The following is a 19,645-nucleotide window of genomic DNA, read 5'->3' on the forward strand; positions in this document are numbered from 1 at the left end:
AACATATCCAAAGATCTCTCCAAAAGGTCGAGATGACGAAATGACTATACCACTAACCCTTCTACTGATCGCCGATTTAACTTCGGGCTCGTGCCCGTTTCGGGTTTATTTAATAAAATTTGCAGCTTTTGCGCTGCTTTTTGGTACGGCGGGCACATGGCTTTTCCGTAAGTATTACAGGTGTTGGTGGGCTAAACCTTATTGAAGCGGCAGCTCCAAGGCGAGTTTACGAGCTTTGGACTACAGCGGAAAGAAGCGCTTTCGGGAGATAGCCGTACCACAAGTGGTTTTCAGGAAAAAGTACTGGTCAATCCCGCAGCCCAGCATTTGGCCAACTGGCTGTGATCCAAGCTACCCCACTCCAGCACAAAGGAATATTTTTTAAAAAAGATTTTGTATTATTACGAACATTTCGTAAATTAATGAACTATTCGTAATAACGCCCTGCTTTAAAATGGCTAGGATATTGAAAAAACCAAGCACAAAACCAATAAAAATGAAAACGACATTAATTACTTTATTAGCGGCAACAGCAACAACTATTGCTACGGCCCAAAAACCAGAAGAGGCCCTAATTAGAGTGAAGTACGATTTTTCGCACATGACGGACACCAACAAAAGGGAGGATTTTTACAAAGAAACCATGATGGTAGTTGCCGGCAAAAACGCATCCGTATTTTTAAGCTATGATACCATTTTAGGCGACATAGATTTAATGGCAGACATGGAAAGGCAAAATAGGGAGCAAGCTGGAGCAGCAACTCCAATATTCAGAATGCCACCTCGGAAAAAGCCCGCAAACAGAACAGCGTTTTATTATTATGCCAATGAACAAAAATTATTTGTACAGGAGCATTTAGGAGCTTTTTATCTGGTAGAAAGAGATGCGGACAAAATTGACTGGAAAATAACCGCTGAAACCCGGGATATCGAAAGTATCAAATGTAAAAAGGCAACCGCATATTACCGGGGCCGTAATTGGATTGCCTGGTTTTCAGAAGATATCCCTTTTTCTACCGGGCCATGGCTACTGGTAGGCCTGCCGGGGCTGGTTGTTCAGGCCAGTGACGATAAAAATGAAGTGATGTTTGAATTTGCCGGTTTGGAAAAAGTGGACAAAAATAAAAAACCAACCATAAAGGGGGTGTTGGACGGGAACATCGTGAGGTACCACGGCAGCACTAAAATATTAGCTGAAAATATCATTGAGCTACCTGCCAAAGCAATTAGGGCTACACCAAACGAAGTTAAGCGTTTAAAAGAATTCATGAGGGATGATCCACAGGGCTTTGCCAAAGCACAGTTGGCAGCCGTGGGGCTTGGCGGGCTAAAGCCAGTGAGCGTAGCCCCCAGAACAAGCACCCCAGCGCCAGCCCCAAAGGTTAACAACCCCATAGATAAATCAAAGCAATGATTGAACTGTTTTTTCAAGCAATTATGGGCAACGTTTCCCCTGGGCCTTAGCCCAAACCTGCACGGCACTTGGTTGCAAAAGGACGTGGTATAGCAGATATGGCCAGCCATGAACCCACTTCCAGAGGCTTCTTTTTTACTCCAATATTAATGCACAGCAACGCAATAAACTGCCATAAGCGTTAAAAAGTGTTAAATCGCTCTTTTGTCTACGATAATTTCGTAGATTTACGAAAAATTAATTATTAAACGCATGAAAATTTTAAAAATAACCTTTATTGCCTCGTTTATCGCATCAACCGCCTTTGCCCAAAGCGCCGATAAAGCATTGGCCAGGGTGAGATACACTTTTTCCCACCTACGAGATACTACCCAAAGAGATAATATCTACACAGAAAACATGCTATTGGTAATTGGCAAAAATGCCTCTGTTTTTACCAGTTACGACAAAATCAACAGGGATGAGGAATTAAAGAAAATGATCGAAGAGCAGATTAAAAACCAAGCGGGAACTCCAGGCTCCATTAACATTAGCAGCCCCTCTACTAAATCCGTTACCCCTATTGATTATTTTTACTTTGTTAATGAGAACAAGTTTTTCACCAAAGAACGGATGATCTCCACCTACCTCATTGAGGAAACTGCTCCTAAAATCAACTGGAAAATCAGTAAGGACACTGCTAGTTTTTCGGGTGTGAAATGCCAAAAAGCAACCACTTATTTCAAAGGGCGCAATTGGATTGCCTGGTTTGCCCCTGAACTGCCTTTCCAAAGTGGCCCCTGGAAATTGAATGGCTTGCCAGGTTTAATTGTTGAGGCGCATGACCAAAAGAACGAAGTTAAATTCCAATTTGCCGGTATCGATAAAGTTACCGAAACCGCAGATGTAAAAGAAAAGGAACAAGCTGTTGTGATGGCCAATGGTAGTACAGGCGTTATCAAATTTGCAGGCATGGATAGCAGTTCATCTTACCTGGGAAATGAAATTAAACTACCTACCGATGCGATAAAAACCACTCAAAAGGAGATAGACAAATTGAAAGAAGCCAGAGACAAAGACCCTCAGGGTTTCATTAATGCACAATTGGCCAGCAGAAATACAGGCGGGAGCTTTGGGGTTACCAACACCACTACCAGAATATCAGCACCGGGCGGGGGCAAAAAAATAGTCATCAACAACCCTATTGAGCTTCCTGAAAAGAAATAACCTAAACCAACAAACTATTTATGGTGGCCATCAGCCTTGATGGCTACTTCCTAAACACACAGAGAATGAAAAAGGTACTGTTTCTGCTCATTGCTTTGATCAGCGTGGGCACTTCCACTGCTTTTGCCCAAAAACAAATAAAGGGCAATGTTAAAGACGAAAAAGCCAAGCCCATTCCGTCGGTAATGGTTAGCTTAAAAGACAAAGAAGGAAATACCATGGCTTTTTCCCGCACCAACGACAAAGGTGATTTTATGGTCAATGTTGATCCAGCAGGGACAGACCTTATCTTGGAGTTCAACATTTTGGGGTATGCCAAGAAGCTGGTTACCGTTACGGATTTAAGCAAACCTTATCAAGTAGTTTTGGCTGAAAGCGAAATTGCCCTGAAAACAGTTGAAGTAAAGAACAGGCCCAAGCTAAGTTCAAACGGCGATACCTTAAATTATAAAACTTCTGATTTTTCGGACAAGCAAGACCGCAGTATTGGTGATGTGCTGAAAAAAATGCCAGGCATTGAAGTAGCGGAAAACGGAAAAATCAGCTATAATGGCAAAAACATTTCTAATTTATACATCGATGGTGATAATTTGTTGGAAGACAAATATGGCATAGGAACTAAAAGCATCCCGCACGGTGCGGTAGACAAAGTACAGGTCATTGAAAACGACCAGCCGGTAAAAATGCTACGCAAAAACAACACCAGTGAAGACGTGGCGCTCAATCTTGTGATCAAAGATGAGGCTAAATTAAAGGTCATGGGCGATATCAAAGCTGGCCTGGGCACTCCCGAAAGATTTGATGGCAATGCAAACGCCATGATGTTTAACAAGAAAGTGAAGTTTTTGAACAATTTAAAGGGCAACAATATTGGCATCGACCCCGGAATTGACCTTACCTCATTTAATCCCCAGGCTAGCGATAATAGCAAACCTTCCAACTTGCTTGCCGCCGGTGCTGCTGGTGTACCTACCCTGCCACAAAGCCGAACCTTGTTTAATAAAGCCGGGCAGGCCAATCTTAACAATCTTTTCAAGCTTGGCAATGATTTGCAGCTGAGGGCCAATGTTTCTTATTTGTATGATGAGCGCAAGCAAGTTTACAACAAATCATCGGAAACCAGATTAGCAGGTCAAACCATTAGCTACCAGGAAAATCAAGACAATTTTTTAAACCCTCAAAAATTGCGAGGTCAATTTACTTTAAACGGAAATACGGATGGCTACTTTTTTAATAACACTCTTGCTGTTGAATATAATCCTACTCGTACAAATTCTGGTGTATTTATCAACGGGGTAGGCGCCTTTCAATCCCTTAGCCAGGATATGTTTAACTTATCTAATGATTTGAGTTACCGCAAAAAACTAAAATCGGGGAACATGCTACACCTGTCGTCCAACCTTAGCCATACTTCGCAACCTGAAACACTAAATATCAAGCCAGGCCTTAATGAAGACATTCTTAACCAAGGTGTACCTTACAATAGCTTAAACCAGTATTTATCGCTACCTACGTGGTACACTAACAACGCCGTATCTATGGCCTTTCCGAAAGGCAACTTTGTGCAAACCTACCGGGCTGGCTTCTTGCTTCAGCATCAAAATTTAGAAACCAACCTAAGCAAGAGACAAAATGATGGAAGTACCGAGCTGGCCATGAGCGGCTCTTTAAACGATTTAAACTGGCTTCGTTCAAGAGTGTATCTTGAAAACAACTACGAATACAAGTCGGATAAAATCACTGCGGTAGTTCGTGTACCATTAAGCTACAATACGATTAGTTATGATGATGCCAACCATGCTATAGATAAGCAGCTTGAGCGTTTATTTGTAAACCCTTCGGTATATTTCAAATACCAAACCAGTGCTGAAAACTACATCAGTGCCAACTATGTTTATAGAAATACCTTGGGCACCATTGATGATGTTTATTATGGAGCAGTGCTGCGCAATTATCGGTCATTGTTTGCCAATAATGCCCCCGTTTCCGAAAGTTCTGCCCACACCATTGGGGGTACATTTAACTTCCGCAAGGCCATACACATGATATTTGGCAACATTGGAATTGTCTACAGCACCACCAGCCTAAATACCATCTCATCTTTTACCTTAACTAACAATACCCAGCAAAGAATTGTGCTTCCTTTAGAAAACCAATTGAAAAATTTATCCTTAAACAGCGGTTTGAGCAAATACCTATTTGCACTTAAAAGTACGGTAAATGCAGGTTTCAGCTACAGCCATAGTTCGTACGAGCAACTACAAAACAACGAGTTGTTGCCTTTTGAAAGCGATACCTACACTTATAAAGCTGGCATTGAGGCCAAACTTGCCAAGTTCATGAATTTCAACTACAACGGTACATTTTCAAACAACAAAAATAAAACCTCTAGCAACGGCATTTCAACCAACTATCAACAGCTCAGGCAACAGGCGGGCCTAACGGTAACAATGCTAAAATCGGTATTCCTGAATTTTTCAGCGGAACATATCTTTACCCAACAATCCACCCAACCAGATTTGAAATATTTGTTTGCTGATTTTAACGTCAGATATAAACTATTGAAAATCAAAACAGATCTTGAGTTTGGTATCACCAATTTGGCCAACGTGAAAAGATTTGAAGCCATTAACGTTTCTGCCAACGCTTTAACCGTAGGCACCTATCAAATTCCGGGAAGAGTAGCAATGCTCAAAGCAACCTTTAATTATTAATTGTATAGGTTATTCAAACGATGTGAATAGCGAAGCGATAAGATCTCGACAGGTTAGTTAATATATTCGAGAGCTAAATCAAGCGGAAGTAGGCGGATGACCTCTTCCGCTTTTCCTTTGGTGAGGAGATCTATGTTACAAAATCAAATAAAAAACATCTATTTAAAAACCAGGAAATGGTGCCAAAACCATCATGCTTGCCCAGCATTTGCAACTTAAGGTGCGTTATGGAAAACGACCCGATTAAAGTTCGGTTCTTTTTTTTGTTTCTATACGGATTTGCGGGTTGCTATCTGCGGTTCCTTTAATCACCTGTACATGTTGGATATCGTTGCCCTTAAGATCATTCAAATCTGCCGAGCGTGCTATTTTTCCGTTAATTACGTAGTCCACTTTACCAGCAATGCTTGTGCTTGTAGTATCGTTTAACTTAAAAGCCCTTACCATTATTATTTTACCATCATCAGGAGCTGGTAAGCTGGGAGCTTTTCCGGTTTGGGTGAACCTGATGGATACATTTTTAATACCTGATACTTTATCCGTTGCGGAACTATCCGTTTTCACAAAAAATACTTCCTTGGTTATTTTGCCTTTTCCCTGCACCGGTTTTGCATTTTCTGGCAAGTTCAACCTGCCCTTTATCGTAGCAAATAGTTCATCAATATCCAAAAGGCTATGTTTATTGAGGCTATCTCTTTTAATCAAAATATTTGCGGCAAAAAAATCTCGCTTCGAAACCGTATCTGCCATCGGCTTTTCGGGCGCCTGTTTTTTAGTTACAGATTTCTTTGGGTAAACCTTTGCATTATTAACTACCGGTGCAGGCGTTACTGTTTCCTTTTGTTCGGCAACGTGCACCATTTTTGAAAGTATTGGCAAGTGTTTTTTCAGGTCTTTTTTTGAAACGGTAAAGGCCAAAGTGGTCATCAGCAAAACAGGTAGCGCAAAAAGATATCTGCTCAGGGTTAGTTTCGAGGAGCGCTTGGCGTTCATCATTTGGATACGTTTCTTTAAATCGGAAAGGTTAAAATTGTTCACAATAGCTGCCGAAGGGGTTAACTGCCCCACGCCCAGCAAACTATATTGGTAAACTTTTCTGTCCATTCCCCTTTTAAGGATATTTTGGTCGGTAATAAACTCCAGATTTTCCTTAACCGCTTTTTTCATCAACCAAACCCCCGGATTAAACCAATAAAACACCACACTTAATTCGGCCAAAATGATATCCAGGGAGTGCCACTGCTTTACGTGCACCATTTCATGGGCCAAAATCGTATCTAATTCCTTATCGCTATGCAAAGTTGGATTTACGTATACCGTTTGCCAAAAAGAGAAAGGGCTAACGCTATCATCCAACAAACGCACATCGTAATCAGCAATAGTACCAGGTTTAGATTTGCGGTGGATTTTATAAAGGGATACAAATTGTACGGCCAACCTAACGGTCATGAACAGCACGCCCAAATAAAATAAAGCGCTTAGTATGGGCCAGTTGTTGATGAAAAAACCACTAGGCACCAATTCCGAAGCTGTTTGGTTAAGCTGGGGCAGGTAAGTCGCTACATTGTTCTGGATTTCTTGCCTATGAAAAAACTCCGTTAAATCTATAAATGGATAAGCGGTTGAAAAAACAATCCCCAAAGCCAGGAAACAGCGGTTCAATATATAGAAAGTTAACCTGCGTAGGACAAGATAATAGGTTGCCGCAAACAAAAGCAGCACCAAATTTATCTTTAAAAGGATGATAAAAAGATGTGGCATCTCTATTGATTTTCTGGTTTCTCAATCAGGTCAATTATCTCTTTAAGTTCGGCTGCGCTAATCTTTTTATCCTTTGCAAAAAAGGCAACCAGTTCTTTATATGAATTTTGAAAATAGTCGTTCACAAAACCATTCATAAAGCGTTTTTTATAATCCGTTTCCTTTACTTTTGCGCTATAGCGAATGGCGTTTGCATAGCGTTCGCCCTTTAAAAAGCCCTTACGCTCTAAATTTTTGATCGTTGATGCCAAAGTGGTATATGGTGTCTTTGGTTCGGGCATGGCATCCATAAAATCTTTAATAAAACCAGCACCTACCTGCCAAACGGCTAGCATTGCTTCTTCCTCTTGCTGTGTTAATTTCTCCATCAGTTAATTACGAAATAATCGTAAATATACGAAACTAATAAACAAACATGCAAGGGTTTAGGTGTTAATTCGTGTTAAGCTTTATAGGTTAAAAGTGTATTGATTTTTAGGAGCGCATTTTTAGTGCAGGGGGCCAACGGAAAGTCCCGCCATTCGTTTTACTCGTTTGGCAAGCTAAGCTTGCCAACTCGTGCTCACTACTGTCGGGGCTATGGGGCAGTTTTTGTGCAACTATCCTCTGAGCTTAAAGATTTCTCCTATCGTCGAAATGACGGAATAGACGCTTAAAATGACGAAAGTTACCCAAATATCGGTTACTTGAAAATGAAACTTCTATGGTCTTTCTTCCATTCAGGACCAATGGCCGTTGCTAACCAGAAAGGTTTTTTGATCTCCGTTTTTTTCTGCCAAATCCCATCCGACATTTGTAAGTCGTTACCCATTTTCACAAAACCTGTAACAATACTAGCTCCTTCCACCTGATTGTTCTGCATTTTCAGGTTTTTAGGTTCATCTTGGGTAACCAATAACGTTGTTGGGTTAATGATGTAATTATTGCTGATATTAACCCCATCAGGTGCCAATGTTCTGTCGTTATCCTTACCCGAACCTAGCACAAAAGCTTCTCTGGCACCTACAATAATGTTGTTTTGAATATCTGCATTTTTCACCTGCCAATAATCATTTAGTGCGGGCTTTTCATAGGCATTCATCACAGAAATTGCCGACCGCAACGTTCGTCCGGCCACTTTGTACAAATAATTGCCATATACTTTTTGATTTTCGCCTATAATACGTACCCCACCGCTATTGGTTACATTATTTGCGATAAAATAATTGTTGCTAACTTCGGAATTGTTGCCGTGCCTAAAAGTAACCGTCCCCGCACATTCGTAGAAAAGGTTATTCAAAATTTTATTAAAACCAGATTTGATCGAAATGATCTCTACCTCGCCATCGCATTTATCAAAAATATTGTTCTGCACCGTTGCATAAGAATCATTCATTGAAAAAGCACTTGTTCCTATACGGATGGTTTCGCCTCCATTTGCGCCCAACTCTGGCCTTGGGCCAAAGTAATTATGATCTATTTGGTGATAGTTTGGTTTATCATCCAACCAAACCACCAAAGTAGTTCCCTGATGGTTTTTTCCTGTGATACTGCAATGATCCACTCGGTTATGATGCCCATAAAGCGACACCCATTTATAGTCTAAAGTTTTATCAACGGGATTATAATTTTCGATACTGGTATTGGTTAAACGGCTATTCGTGGTGGTTTTGGTGAAAACCACCACATCATCTTTTAGGGAAAACCCGTTTTTGAAAGATAGGCCATCTACCACTAGCCACTCACCATCAATTTTGAGGTTGGAATTTCCCGTGAGCAGCACACTTCCTTTGGTTTCGGCAGTTAATGTAATTGGTTTTTCAGCAGTGCCCTTTCCTTTAAAATGGATGAACTGGCTTTTCCATTCGCCCGATTTCATGATGACCTTATCACCAGGCATTAAATTTAATTGACTGAGCTCCGCCGCACTGCTGATGGTGTATGTTTTTTCGCTTAGGGTTGCTTGGTTTTCTATTTTTTCAGCACTTGAGCCCGTTTCAACCGCTTTTGCACAACTGCTATAATGCAGCCCGCATAACAGCACCAAACCAACATAAAAATTCAATTTCATCTTAAATATTATTAATATAGATTATCATAAAAAGCAAGCGCTTCCTCATAAGTAGTGGCCAATCCTGTTGAACTCACTGCCGAGCTAATGCTTACCACACCTGTCCAGGGTGCCGTTGCGCCATAAGCTTCCCAGCATCGGTAAACCACATGTGTAGATAGGTTAACATTATTATTTCCACCGTATAAGATCTTCGTGCCATCTAGGCCCAATTGGCCAAGCATAATGGCTCTTTTTTCGGTAACGGTACCACTTCCCAAAGTTGCAGCATCAGCTGTGCTGATTAAGTGTGTGCGACCCGTTGGATTAAAACCACTGTGGTGAAACGCCAAAGCAAATCGTGTGGTTTGGTTCCCTACCGTAGCATAATTAAAATTATTTTTCGTCACCATAAAACTGGTACCAAAGGTTTCATCTCCCGGGTTTATATCATTAAAAACAGGTACTTCAACAAAAATGGGGTTTACCCCTGTTCCATTTACCATATAGGTACCTGTTGAATTAAAAGTATTGCCGTAAACCACGCCGTGAGTAGAATTATCACCTCTAAATCTAATGAACGAACCCGAACAGTCTGTAAAAGTGTTCTCCAAAATTTTCAATCGTTTAACGCCGAAGGCGCCATAAATCATATGCGCCGTTGAACCTACTCCAATGTTGGAGAATTGGCTTTGCCTGACAATGACATTATTGGAAGTTGCATAATGTGCCCCAACGGCTCCGTAGTACAGATTAGGCATGTTCTCGAAACGACAATAGGCCACGGTAATATTTGGGCTGCGCTGAATTACCAAAGCGTATTCTGATACGGCACCCGTAAACTTTAAGCGGTGAATTAAGATGTTTTGGCAATTGTTTAGCGACATCAATTTGGCGATTGAACCCGTAAGCACTGCTGCACCTACGGTATTTGCTTTTAGCTGAAGTCTTTTGGTAGCGTTGCCAATGTTAGACAAAGTAATGGTAGACGTGATGTTATAGGTGCCATCAGCAAAAACTACATCCACGTGGTTGGTTTGCAGCATGGTTTGTATGCCTGACCAAAATGCGGCATTGAACTCGGTAGATGGCGTTACGTTTACTACCGTAGCGGTTGATTCTGCCTGGGCCTCCTTTTGCGGCTCAGCTACAATTTTCTGTTCTTTTTCTGCTACCGCAGTTTCTTTTTTGCACGAAAATACTATTGCGATGAGTAGCGACATTAAAGCATATCTTTTCATTGTATGGTATTATTTAAGGTTTCACCTATAAACTTGCACCCACACCTCCAGTGGCTTTTGTTTTTGACGAAAGCACTGAACCATCCTTTAAATTAAAATTGAATTCTTTGATATTGGTAAACTCTGGCTCGATCTCGAAAATATGCTTTCCGAGTGCCTTGTTGTAATATGTATCCACTTTCCCAGATTGATAGAAATTGCAGTTATCTACCAAAATATCGTCCCAACGGAACTCTCTAAACTCCACTGACCTACCTCCTTGACCACTGTTTACGAAATTACAGTTCAACAATCTCGCGTATTGAACGCCTAGCAAACGGAGTGCAGATCCTTGTTCTCTGTTATCCACTTCGTTAATGGTACAATTCTCAATAGTCACAAAGGGCCCTAGGGTACTCTCGTCGTTTCCACCACGATACACATTGATGGCGCTTCCTAAAATATTGGTGAACACGCAGTTTTTCACTACCACATATTCCGCTCCGTAAATCCCTTTATCGTCTCTTTCCTCTGCCAAGTTGATTCCTGTTCCCGAAATGTTCCTGAACAATGAATTGGTAATCACTAAGCTATCTGCCAAGGTTGATTTACTGCCTTTAAAACCCGCAAAAGAGCCTTCGTTATAATCGTAAAACTCGCACCTATCGATAAAAGCTTGGTATGGTTTGTTCATGGGCAACTCGGTGGAGCGGATACCACAGCGAACATCGCCCCCACTACCATAGGCTCCTTTAAAGGCAATACCGCTTACTTTCACCGTTGCTCCCTGATCAATGGTGATGAAGGCCGGCAAAGTTTTACTGCTACCGTTCACCAAAATTGGCTTGCTTTTTAATTCGTTTGCTGCTCTAATGGTAATCGATTTACCAACTATAATTTCATCGTCAACACGATAAAAGCCTGTATCGGTTAATATTATGATATCCCCATCGTTTAACTTGGCAATGGCCTGTTGGATGCTTTTGCTTTCTTTAGCGCCAATTTTTACCATTTTAGGCTGGGCATTAATTGTTTTGAGTGCTTGTTGATACCAAAATGCGCCTACATCTTTCCTTTGTACAAACTTCATTTTCTTTAACGGCGCACCATAATCGGCCAGGTAAGGGAATGAAATACCATTAATGGCTACATTGCTCGTTTTTTTATTTATAAAACCTTCCTGTACCGGCATATCACTTTGCAAAGCATTGTCTTTAATGGCCACGCCACCATCTTTGTTTTCGTCTATATAAAATGCTTTTACTGGCTGAACCAATAGGTTTTTAGAGAAAACCACTTTTTGAGGCGATAAAGTACGCTCTGAGTCTTTGCCGGTGCCAAACAACGATGGCTCACAATTGATGAAGGTATTCCGTTCAATTTTTGCATCAACTACCTGATAATAACGATTGATGAGCGAATTTGGAACGCCGTTCATAACTGCCAGCGGCGAACGAAATGCCGTGCCTTTTAAATCTTTAAATACGTTGTCAAAAACCTGGTGACCTGGATTAATGACCCTTACCCCACCAGTGAAAGGTTTGTTATTTCCTAAGAAAAGATTGCCTTGTACTATATTTTTAGAACCGTGCCTTAAAACCAAACTTCCTTCGCATTCCACAAAAGTATTGAAGCTGATGTTGTTTTCTCCGGATTTGATGGAAACAATCTCTACTTCCCCGTTACACCTTTCGAATAGGTTATGTACAATTTGGGTTCTGGATGCGGTAAGTGAATACCTGGAAACCCCGATACGAATTGTTTCGCCTCCGTTAGAACCAAAACGCTGACGACCATTGAAATAATTAGAATCGATACTGTGATAATTTTGTTGGCTACGTTCATCGTTAAGCTCGGCAATAATTACTGGTCCGGCGTTAAGTTTATTGGTAAAAGTACAATGATCAACACGGTTATTCTTACCCCATAAGGTTACCCACGAATCGCCTTTAAAACGCTCTGGCTGGCTAAAGTCTTCAATCGCAAATTGAGTGATACGACAGTTATTGGCCATGTGATCATTATCTACCCTAAAATTAACCACGTGGTCTTTAGGGCTGTAACCGCCTTTAAAATGCAAACCCTTGATGATGATAAATTCGCCAGCAATTTTGAGGTTGGATTTTCCTGAAATCTGTACTTTATCACCGTTTTCTGGCTTTACCCAAATTGGCTTTTCTTTGGTGCCCTTTCCCGAAACTACCAATTGTACATCGTTCCAAACTTTATTTTTAAGCAGGATGACATCACCAGGTTTGGCTTTGGCTGCCGCAGCTTTTAATTCTTGTGGGGTGCTTACTAAAATATCTGCCGCTTTTGTGAACGAGGCAATAAAAAAAAGGGCTAAAAAAGAAATAAGGAACTTTGTCATGAATGGAGGTTTAGTTGGTTGGTTATACTTCCCGTGGATTTCGCTGATTCAATCGCAGATTTTGGCAGATTTTCAGTTGGTTGGCTTGCTCTTTTCCCCGCTGATCTTGCTGGTTTAAAGGTGGATTTTTGTGGTTGATACTTGACCATTTATTCACCTGTTACTTTTGATTAAAATGTTGCCGTCCCAATCGGAGGTTCCGACTGAAACGACAAATCATTTTTACATATAAACCAAAAAGCCTTTATTTCTGAATATAGATATCGAATTTTATGGTTGAATTACCTATTGGATTAGCAAAAGCAGCTTCTTTTACATAGATAATGCCATTTTTTACTACTGAGGTAGAAGGATCCGTTATTTTAATGAAAATTACCCTTGCCGTTGTAGCATTAAAAATAGATGTTGTTGGAGCAGCAGCGGCATCAAATCGTGGGTTATTTGAAGAAGGATTTGAAATGCCATTTGCGCTAAAGAAAGTATTGCTCAGATCATCCAACTCGTCATTTTCCAACAAATCGTAGATGGCCGACTGACCGGTGCTTGCCCCATCAATAAGCACTCTAAATTTGGTGTCGTGCAGAACCGAAGTATTGGTAGGGCTCCAACCTACGTTATTACATTTTAGGTTGGCAGCAATTGAGCCTGTTGCCGCCGTTGCGGGGTTAAACAGTACCGGGCCTGAACTTTGTGCCCCAAATATCAAATACATGTTAGCTTCGTTGGCATTCAGTTCGCAGTTACCAATGGTACTGCCATTTTTCAGAAATCCTGTTTTGGTACCTAATGACTGTGCGTTCATTTCTACATCTCTGTAAAGCACACTTTGATAGGTAAAGTTCAACGGGATAATCAACTCGGTTTGCAGGTCGTCATTATCTATGGCAACCAGTTTGATGTGTTCTGCACGTTTTTTGAATGGGTAGTTTTCTGTATAGTTATAGGTGGTTTCTCCTGCCAAAGTTTTGGTGGATAACAAGGCATAGCTTCCATTTCTGTCATCGTATAGCGCTACTTTTTTCAGTCCCGTGATAGAAGTGATTTGTCCACTTAGCGGAGTGTTACCTCCTACTACCGGAGTAATACTTGCCGCAAAATTTACAAATTTAGGTTTAAAGATAGATACGTCTACCGGCATATTGATTACCAGCTCATTGGTTTGATTGTAAATATCTGTAGCTACAATTTTAATGTGCTGTGCGGCTTTACGATAGTTGTAGGCATAGTTTAAGGCGTATTGCTTGGCGTTACTGGTATTGGTAATACTGCTTACCAAAACGTAGGTATTTTCCAATTGGTAATCATCATAAATATCTACCTGCTTAATTCCATATTCCGATTGGATATTACCCGCAATTGCAGTTGCGCCCCCACTAAGATCTGCTGTAATGGTAGGCGGGAAAGCGCTGAATTGTGGCAAGGCCGGATCAAAGTACTTGATGTTCACAAATCCTTCCAAAGAGCTATTATTACCTTGTTTCACCATGATTTTCACCCCTTTTACTTTACTCATGTTGTTTACCGGGAAAGCAGTGATTGGGATAGAAAGTTCATAAGTTGGGGTAATGGCTCCTTTATTATCCGTTACGTGAATCAATGAATCGGTACCAGTGGTACGTACCAAGTAGCAATACACAAATTTTACACCCTCGGCGGCGGAAATACTGCTTTTTAGCTCGTTACCTAAATCAAATGTTTTGGTCGCTCTGTTAAAGATATAATCTTGGGCAGTTACCGTACCATCACCAACGTCAGAAAAATCGTCTTTTTTACAGCCAGCTATTATTGCCAGTGCCAAGCAACAGTACAATAATGGGTTTAGGATTTTCTTCATTTGTTTAATTTTTTAATATTTTTTCACCACCTAAGTTCATTTTTGGCAGCTTTAATCTTTGTTCCTTACTCTTTGTTCTTTACTCTTTTTTATTTAACCACCTAAAACACCTTAGCGCATTTTAGTTTTTTTAACCATTAAGAAATTAAGGAACATTACGTTTTGTATCATGAGGCCTTAATTTTCTTAGTTCCTTAATATTTATTTTTTAAGCCTTTATTTATTAGTACCCTGGGTTTTGTGGAATTTTAAGATCAGTATTGGTATCTATTTCTCTTTGAGGAATAGGCAATAACAGTTTATCATTATTAATATTCGCTTGCAAAGTGGCCAAAGGAATGGTAGGGCTAAATCTGCTGTAATACGCACTGTACTCGGCAGCATAGTGGTTCTGCATATTGGTAACTGCTTGTCCAAAGCGCATTAAATCAAATAAACGCTGGTTTTCAAATGCAAATTCCAGGCGTCTTTCCTTTAATAAGGCCGCTTGGAAATCAGCTGCACTAGCAATTGAACTTGCTCCTGAAGTTGGGTATTTGTAAAAGGCGGAAGTAAAATTTCCCGTAGTATAGTTACCAGCTCCTGCCCTTTCCCTCACCTGGTTGATTAATTCAACCGAGCTTCCCGCAGCTCCATCGTAACCTTGGGCTTCAGCTTTCATTAGCAGTACATCAGAAAAACGCAATACGGTAAAATCATTCTCGGCATCACCGGCAACCAATACTTTCGAAAAGAATTTGTTCACGTAAAGCGGCGTGCTACTGTTTGCATAGCTTGAAATGGTTACATCTTTACGGGCATCTGAAAAACTGGTTGCACTGGTTGTAAATGCGGTATTGATACTGGTTGTTGGGTAGTTAAAACCACCTCCATCACCGTTAATAACGGCATCGCCGCTACTTGCCGGAGCAAACATATTGGCCATTGGATTACCCAAGCCAACCAGGCCTGCCTTGTATCTCACTGCAAATAAAATTTCCTTGTTCATTTCGTTGTTGATGGCAAAAACACGGGCAAAGCTACTTTCTAAGCCATATCCGCTATTGGCAATCACATCGTTCAGTAAGGTTAAGGCATCTGCTGCGCGTGGTGCCGGCAAGGTTAAATATACCTTAGCCAAAAGTGCCTTTGCCGACCATGAATTTGCCCTTCCTAAGTCTGTAGAAGTGATTTGTCCGTAAGGCTTTGCACTAGACTTGGCTACTGCGGCTTCTAAATCTTTAACGATTAAATGATAGCAGTCATTTACTGATGATCGATTAACCTTTCTTGCTTGCGCAGCTTCCAAAGGTTCAGTTACGATAAACACTCCGCCATATAAACGCACTAAGTTAAAATAGTGATAAGCCCTAATAAACAAGGCTTGCCCTGCCAGTTCGTCACGCTGGGCATCGGTTACGTCTGCAGTAGGCTTACCAAATACCAATTCGCCATTTTGATAGGTTACGCCCAAACTTCTTAATACATAATTCACGTTACGGATGTTTTTGTACATGGCCAGCCAGTAGTTATAAACCTGCTGATGCGATGGCCCTGCGGTGTACAAATTCAATACATTAAGCTCCATATTGACGTTGGTGGTACTATTTACCGAACGTTGACGGGCATTATCGCTCCTCAACTCTGTAAACTGCCACTCGTTAATTAGTGGTTCCTGCATGCCGTTGTAACATCCCGATAGGGCAACACTAACTTCTTTATAGTTTTTATAATAGTTTTTAACGGCTTCGTTCGAAATGGGGTCTACATCGACCACCTTTTTACATGAGGTAACGGCTGATACCAATGATACCACAATGATGAAGCGAGCTGATATTTTTATGATTTGTTTCATGATGTGCAGGTATTAGAAGTTAAAATCAAGACCAAATGTATAGGTACGGTTTACAGGGAAACCTCCTCTTTGATAGCCCACAATTACTGGCGAAGCATAGGAAGCCGAGGTTACCCTGGCTTCGGGATTGATGCCTCGATATGAACTTCCGGTAATGAAAAACACGTTATCTACCGAACCATAGAGCCTTAAGCTGCCTACCTTTAACTTTTTGGCTATAGTTGACGGCAAGGTATATCCCACAATGATATTCCTTAAATAAGCATACGAGGCACTTTCCACACCATAATCAGTCAATAGCAAATCTGCGGCAATACCATTGGTAAAATAAGGTGTTTTCCCATCGCCAGGATTGGCGGGGCTTACCCACCTGTTTTTGATGTAGTTTTCGTTTTGTCTTTTCGATTCGTTATAGTACAAGTCACCATTAATCAACTGGCCACCTTGTGAGCCCTGCATCAGAATATTTAAATCGAAATTTTTATACCTGAAAGTATTGGTTAAACCCCAAGTAAAATCAGGGAAGGGAGAGCCCATAACCACCCTATCGTTCAAATCAATTTTATTGTCGCCGTTAATGTCTTTTAACTTCACCCCACCAGCTGCAAAATAGCCCTGTAAAACCGAAGTTTGTCCTGCAGCTACGGCAGCATTGGCTTCATCCTGCGACTTCCATACGCCGTCCGTTTTGTAACCGTAGAATTGGACGTAAGGTTGACCTACAATAGAAGCATAAATCTCGCTACGTTCGCCGTAGTTGAACAAATAGGGTTCATCGCCGCCTAGTTTTACTAGCTTATTCCTGTTGGCCGAAATGTTAACGGACGTGATCCAGTTGAAGTTTTTGGTGCCGATGTTGTTAGAGGTTAGCTCCACTTCAAAACCCTGGTTCCTGATTTTTCCGTTATTGGTCCAGAATGAAGCCGAACCTGTAATGGCCTGTTGCGATTGTTGTAACAATAAGTTATTGGTGATGGAACGATAGAATTCCAAGCTTAGCTGTACTTTATTTTTGAACAAACCAACATCTAAACCAATATTGGTTGATCTGGTAGTTTCCCAGGTAATATCTCTTCCGTAAGTAACCACATTGTTGGGTGATTGACCTGCTGCCAATTGACCAGTACCTTCTCCAAATACATAGTTAGACCTGAACAACAAGTCCAAATAAGAGAATGGAGTAATGCGATTATTGCCCGTTTCACCGTAACTGGCTCTCAGTTTTAAATTTTCCAGCCATTTTTTGCTTCCTTTCATGAAAGATTCGCTAGCAATGTTCCAACCTGCTGAAAATGCCGGGAACCAACCTCTTCTGTTACCTGGACCAAAAATAGAACTCTCATCGGTACGCAAACTTGCTGTAGCAATGTATTTTCCCTGGTAATCATAATTTACACGGCCCAAGTAAGAAATCAAGCCTGTTTTTACGTTCACAGGAATAGCAGGCGCCTGATCGAAATAAGCGGCCTGGTTAAGTGTCGTAAAATCATCAGACGGGAAATTATAGCCCGTTTGCTCGGTGCCTTTCACGGTATTGCTTTGTACCGTAAAACCTAGCAACCCTTTAAAATTATGGTTACCAAAGCTTTTGGTATAGTTCATGGTATTTTCCCACAAAATATCGATGGTCGTTCCATTAGTAATGGTGGCCACATTTACGTCGCCGTCTTTACGAGCCTCACTCCTGATTAGGGTTTTATCTTCCCTAGATAAATAATAGGCGCCCAAAGAGGTTTTAAACGAAAGGCTTTTGCTTGGATTATACGTTAAATCTGTTCCGCCCTGAAAACGATAGCTTTCTGAAAAACGATCTTCTCTTTCGGCATGCGACAATGGGGTGTTATTGGTTGATGAAAAAGGGGAAACAGTTCCTGTGCTTTGCCAAAAAGAGCCATCGGGCATGGTGCCTGCGTAAGTAAGATTGGTAAAGTGACGAGCTTGCGCCCAGTCACCAGCTCTTAAGTTTGCCCATTGGGCATTTTGGTTCACAAATGCCGCGGTAAATGCCGAGTGATAAACAGGCAAAAACGATGGGAAACGGTAATAGTTGGTAAAGTTTTCTGCCGGGCGCTGAATTTTGGTATAAGTTGGGTTAATGTTTACGTTCAACATTAATTTTGGAGAAAGATTTGCATCTAATTTCACGCGGATGTTTCCACGGTTATTCTCGCTATCTTTCATAATGCCCTGGTCCTGCTGCAAGTTACCAGACACGTAATATTTCAGGTCTTTTTTACCGCCAGCTACATTGAGCTGTAGGTTATATATTCCCGCATTTCTAAGCGATTCCTGTTGCCAATCAGTAGGTGAACCACTAATTTGGTTCTCGATAATATAAGCGGCACGTTCGTTATTATTGATGATATTTTTGGCATTGGCCGGAACGCTAGGGTCATTTTGCCTCAAAGCGGCTTCGGCAAACAACAATTTGGTGTATTCCGTAGTAGATAAAATTGGGTACACTTTATAAGCTTCCTTTAAACCATAGTATGATTTAACCGAGAATTTAGGCCTATCGGCCACCCCTTTTTTGGTGGTTACCAAAATAACTCCATTTGCACCTCTAGAACCATAAATGGCCGATGAAGCCGCATCTTTCAACACCTCAATTGATTCTACATCATAAGGATTGATGAAAGCTAGACCATCTGCAATGGGATGTCCATCTACTACCACTAAAGGATCTGCATTGGCATTGATAGAACTGGCGCCCCTAATCCTCAAAGTTGGATCAGAACCTACTTCTGAACTGTTATTTTGAACGGTTAGGCCAGCAATCTTACCGATTAGGGCATTGTCTAACCTTGATGTGGGAATTTCGTCGAGGTTTTTGTTCTCAAGCTTGCTTACCGCTGAGCTAACGGTCGATTTTTTTTGGGTACCATAACCTACTACCAATACTTCACTCATCGAATTGACATCTTCTATTAAAGTGACATTGATGGTAGTGCTATTTGCTACGCCTTGTAAATGAGTTTTATAGCCGAGCGATTTGAATTCAAGGATTTTGCCTTTCTGAACGGAAATTTCATATTCTCCTTTTTCATTGGTGGCAACGCCCTTATTGGTGTCCTTAATAGTCACCGATACGCCAGGAATACCTTGTCCGTCTTCAGATTTGACAACGCCTTTGATTTTTACGGTTTGTGCACTTAGCCCAAAGGACAGTAAGCACAACAGTAAAAAAATGACGCCGCCAACGCGATTTTTTAATGTCATAGCAAATCAGGTTTTATATATGGTTAGTTCGCATCATTTTTAT

12 protein-coding genes are annotated in these 19,645 nt (G+C 41.0%); 4 read left to right on the forward strand and 8 right to left on the reverse strand.

Annotated features, from left to right (window positions below; all coding sequences use genetic code 11):
- The first annotated feature begins 201 nt into the window (after positions 1-201).
- The 4 genes from DUT71_RS20305 to DUT71_RS19155 all read left to right on the forward strand — a co-directional run bounded on the left by DUT71_RS20305 (position 202) and on the right by DUT71_RS19155 (position 5,334).
- Positions 202-345: a hypothetical protein gene (locus DUT71_RS20305; RefSeq protein ID WP_162796126.1), complete on the forward strand. Its 144-nt coding sequence runs from the start codon at positions 202-204 to the stop codon at positions 343-345.
- 151 nt (positions 346-496) lie between these two features.
- The gene (locus tag DUT71_RS19145; protein ID WP_162796127.1) at positions 497-1,414 is read left to right on the forward strand and encodes a GLPGLI family protein; all 918 of its coding nucleotides are present in this window, start codon (positions 497-499) and stop codon (positions 1,412-1,414) included.
- 252 nt (positions 1,415-1,666) lie between these two features.
- Positions 1,667-2,620: a GLPGLI family protein gene (locus DUT71_RS19150; protein WP_113664157.1), complete on the forward strand. Its 954-nt coding sequence runs from the start codon at positions 1,667-1,669 to the stop codon at positions 2,618-2,620.
- Positions 2,621-2,685: 65 nt separating this feature from the next.
- A complete protein-coding gene (locus tag DUT71_RS19155; RefSeq protein ID WP_162796128.1) occupies positions 2,686-5,334 on the forward strand; it encodes a TonB-dependent receptor in 2,649 nt (882 codons plus the stop codon).
- A gap of 243 nt (positions 5,335-5,577) precedes the next feature.
- Here the strand turns inward: DUT71_RS19155 and DUT71_RS19160 are convergent, their stop codons facing one another.
- The 8 genes from DUT71_RS19160 to DUT71_RS19195 form a co-directional block, all read right to left on the reverse strand.
- Entirely contained in the window at positions 5,578-6,996 is a 1,419-nt protein-coding gene (locus DUT71_RS19160) for a M56 family metallopeptidase (RefSeq protein WP_162796129.1), read from the reverse strand.
- A gap of 101 nt (positions 6,997-7,097) precedes the next feature.
- A complete protein-coding gene (locus tag DUT71_RS19165) occupies positions 7,098-7,463 on the reverse strand; it encodes a BlaI/MecI/CopY family transcriptional regulator (RefSeq protein ID WP_113664160.1) in 366 nt (121 codons plus the stop codon).
- A 314-nt stretch (positions 7,464-7,777) separates the two neighbouring features.
- On the reverse strand, positions 7,778-9,145 hold the full coding sequence (locus tag DUT71_RS19170) for a polysaccharide lyase 6 family protein (RefSeq protein WP_113664161.1): 1,368 nt from the start codon (positions 9,143-9,145) through the stop codon (positions 7,778-7,780).
- Between the two features lie 11 nt (positions 9,146-9,156).
- The gene (locus DUT71_RS19175; RefSeq protein WP_113664162.1) at positions 9,157-10,365 is read right to left on the reverse strand and encodes a right-handed parallel beta-helix repeat-containing protein; all 1,209 of its coding nucleotides are present in this window, start codon (positions 10,363-10,365) and stop codon (positions 9,157-9,159) included.
- A gap of 25 nt (positions 10,366-10,390) precedes the next feature.
- Positions 10,391-12,715: a polysaccharide lyase 6 family protein gene (locus DUT71_RS19180; protein WP_113664163.1), complete on the reverse strand. Its 2,325-nt coding sequence runs from the start codon at positions 12,713-12,715 to the stop codon at positions 10,391-10,393.
- 244 nt (positions 12,716-12,959) lie between these two features.
- Positions 12,960-14,549, reverse strand: coding sequence for a hypothetical protein (locus tag DUT71_RS19185; protein WP_113664164.1), 1,590 nt, complete (start codon positions 14,547-14,549; stop codon positions 12,960-12,962).
- Between the two features lie 223 nt (positions 14,550-14,772).
- On the reverse strand, positions 14,773-16,383 hold the full coding sequence (locus tag DUT71_RS19190; RefSeq protein WP_113664165.1) for a RagB/SusD family nutrient uptake outer membrane protein: 1,611 nt from the start codon (positions 16,381-16,383) through the stop codon (positions 14,773-14,775).
- Positions 16,384-16,395: 12 nt separating this feature from the next.
- Positions 16,396-19,602: a SusC/RagA family TonB-linked outer membrane protein gene (locus DUT71_RS19195; protein ID WP_113664166.1), complete on the reverse strand. Its 3,207-nt coding sequence runs from the start codon at positions 19,600-19,602 to the stop codon at positions 16,396-16,398.
- Between the last annotated feature and the right edge of the window lie 43 nt (positions 19,603-19,645).

The sequence above is a fragment of the Pedobacter nanyangensis genome, assembly GCF_003313505.1.
In the GTDB taxonomy this organism is placed as follows: domain Bacteria; phylum Bacteroidota; class Bacteroidia; order Sphingobacteriales; family Sphingobacteriaceae; genus Pedobacter; species Pedobacter nanyangensis.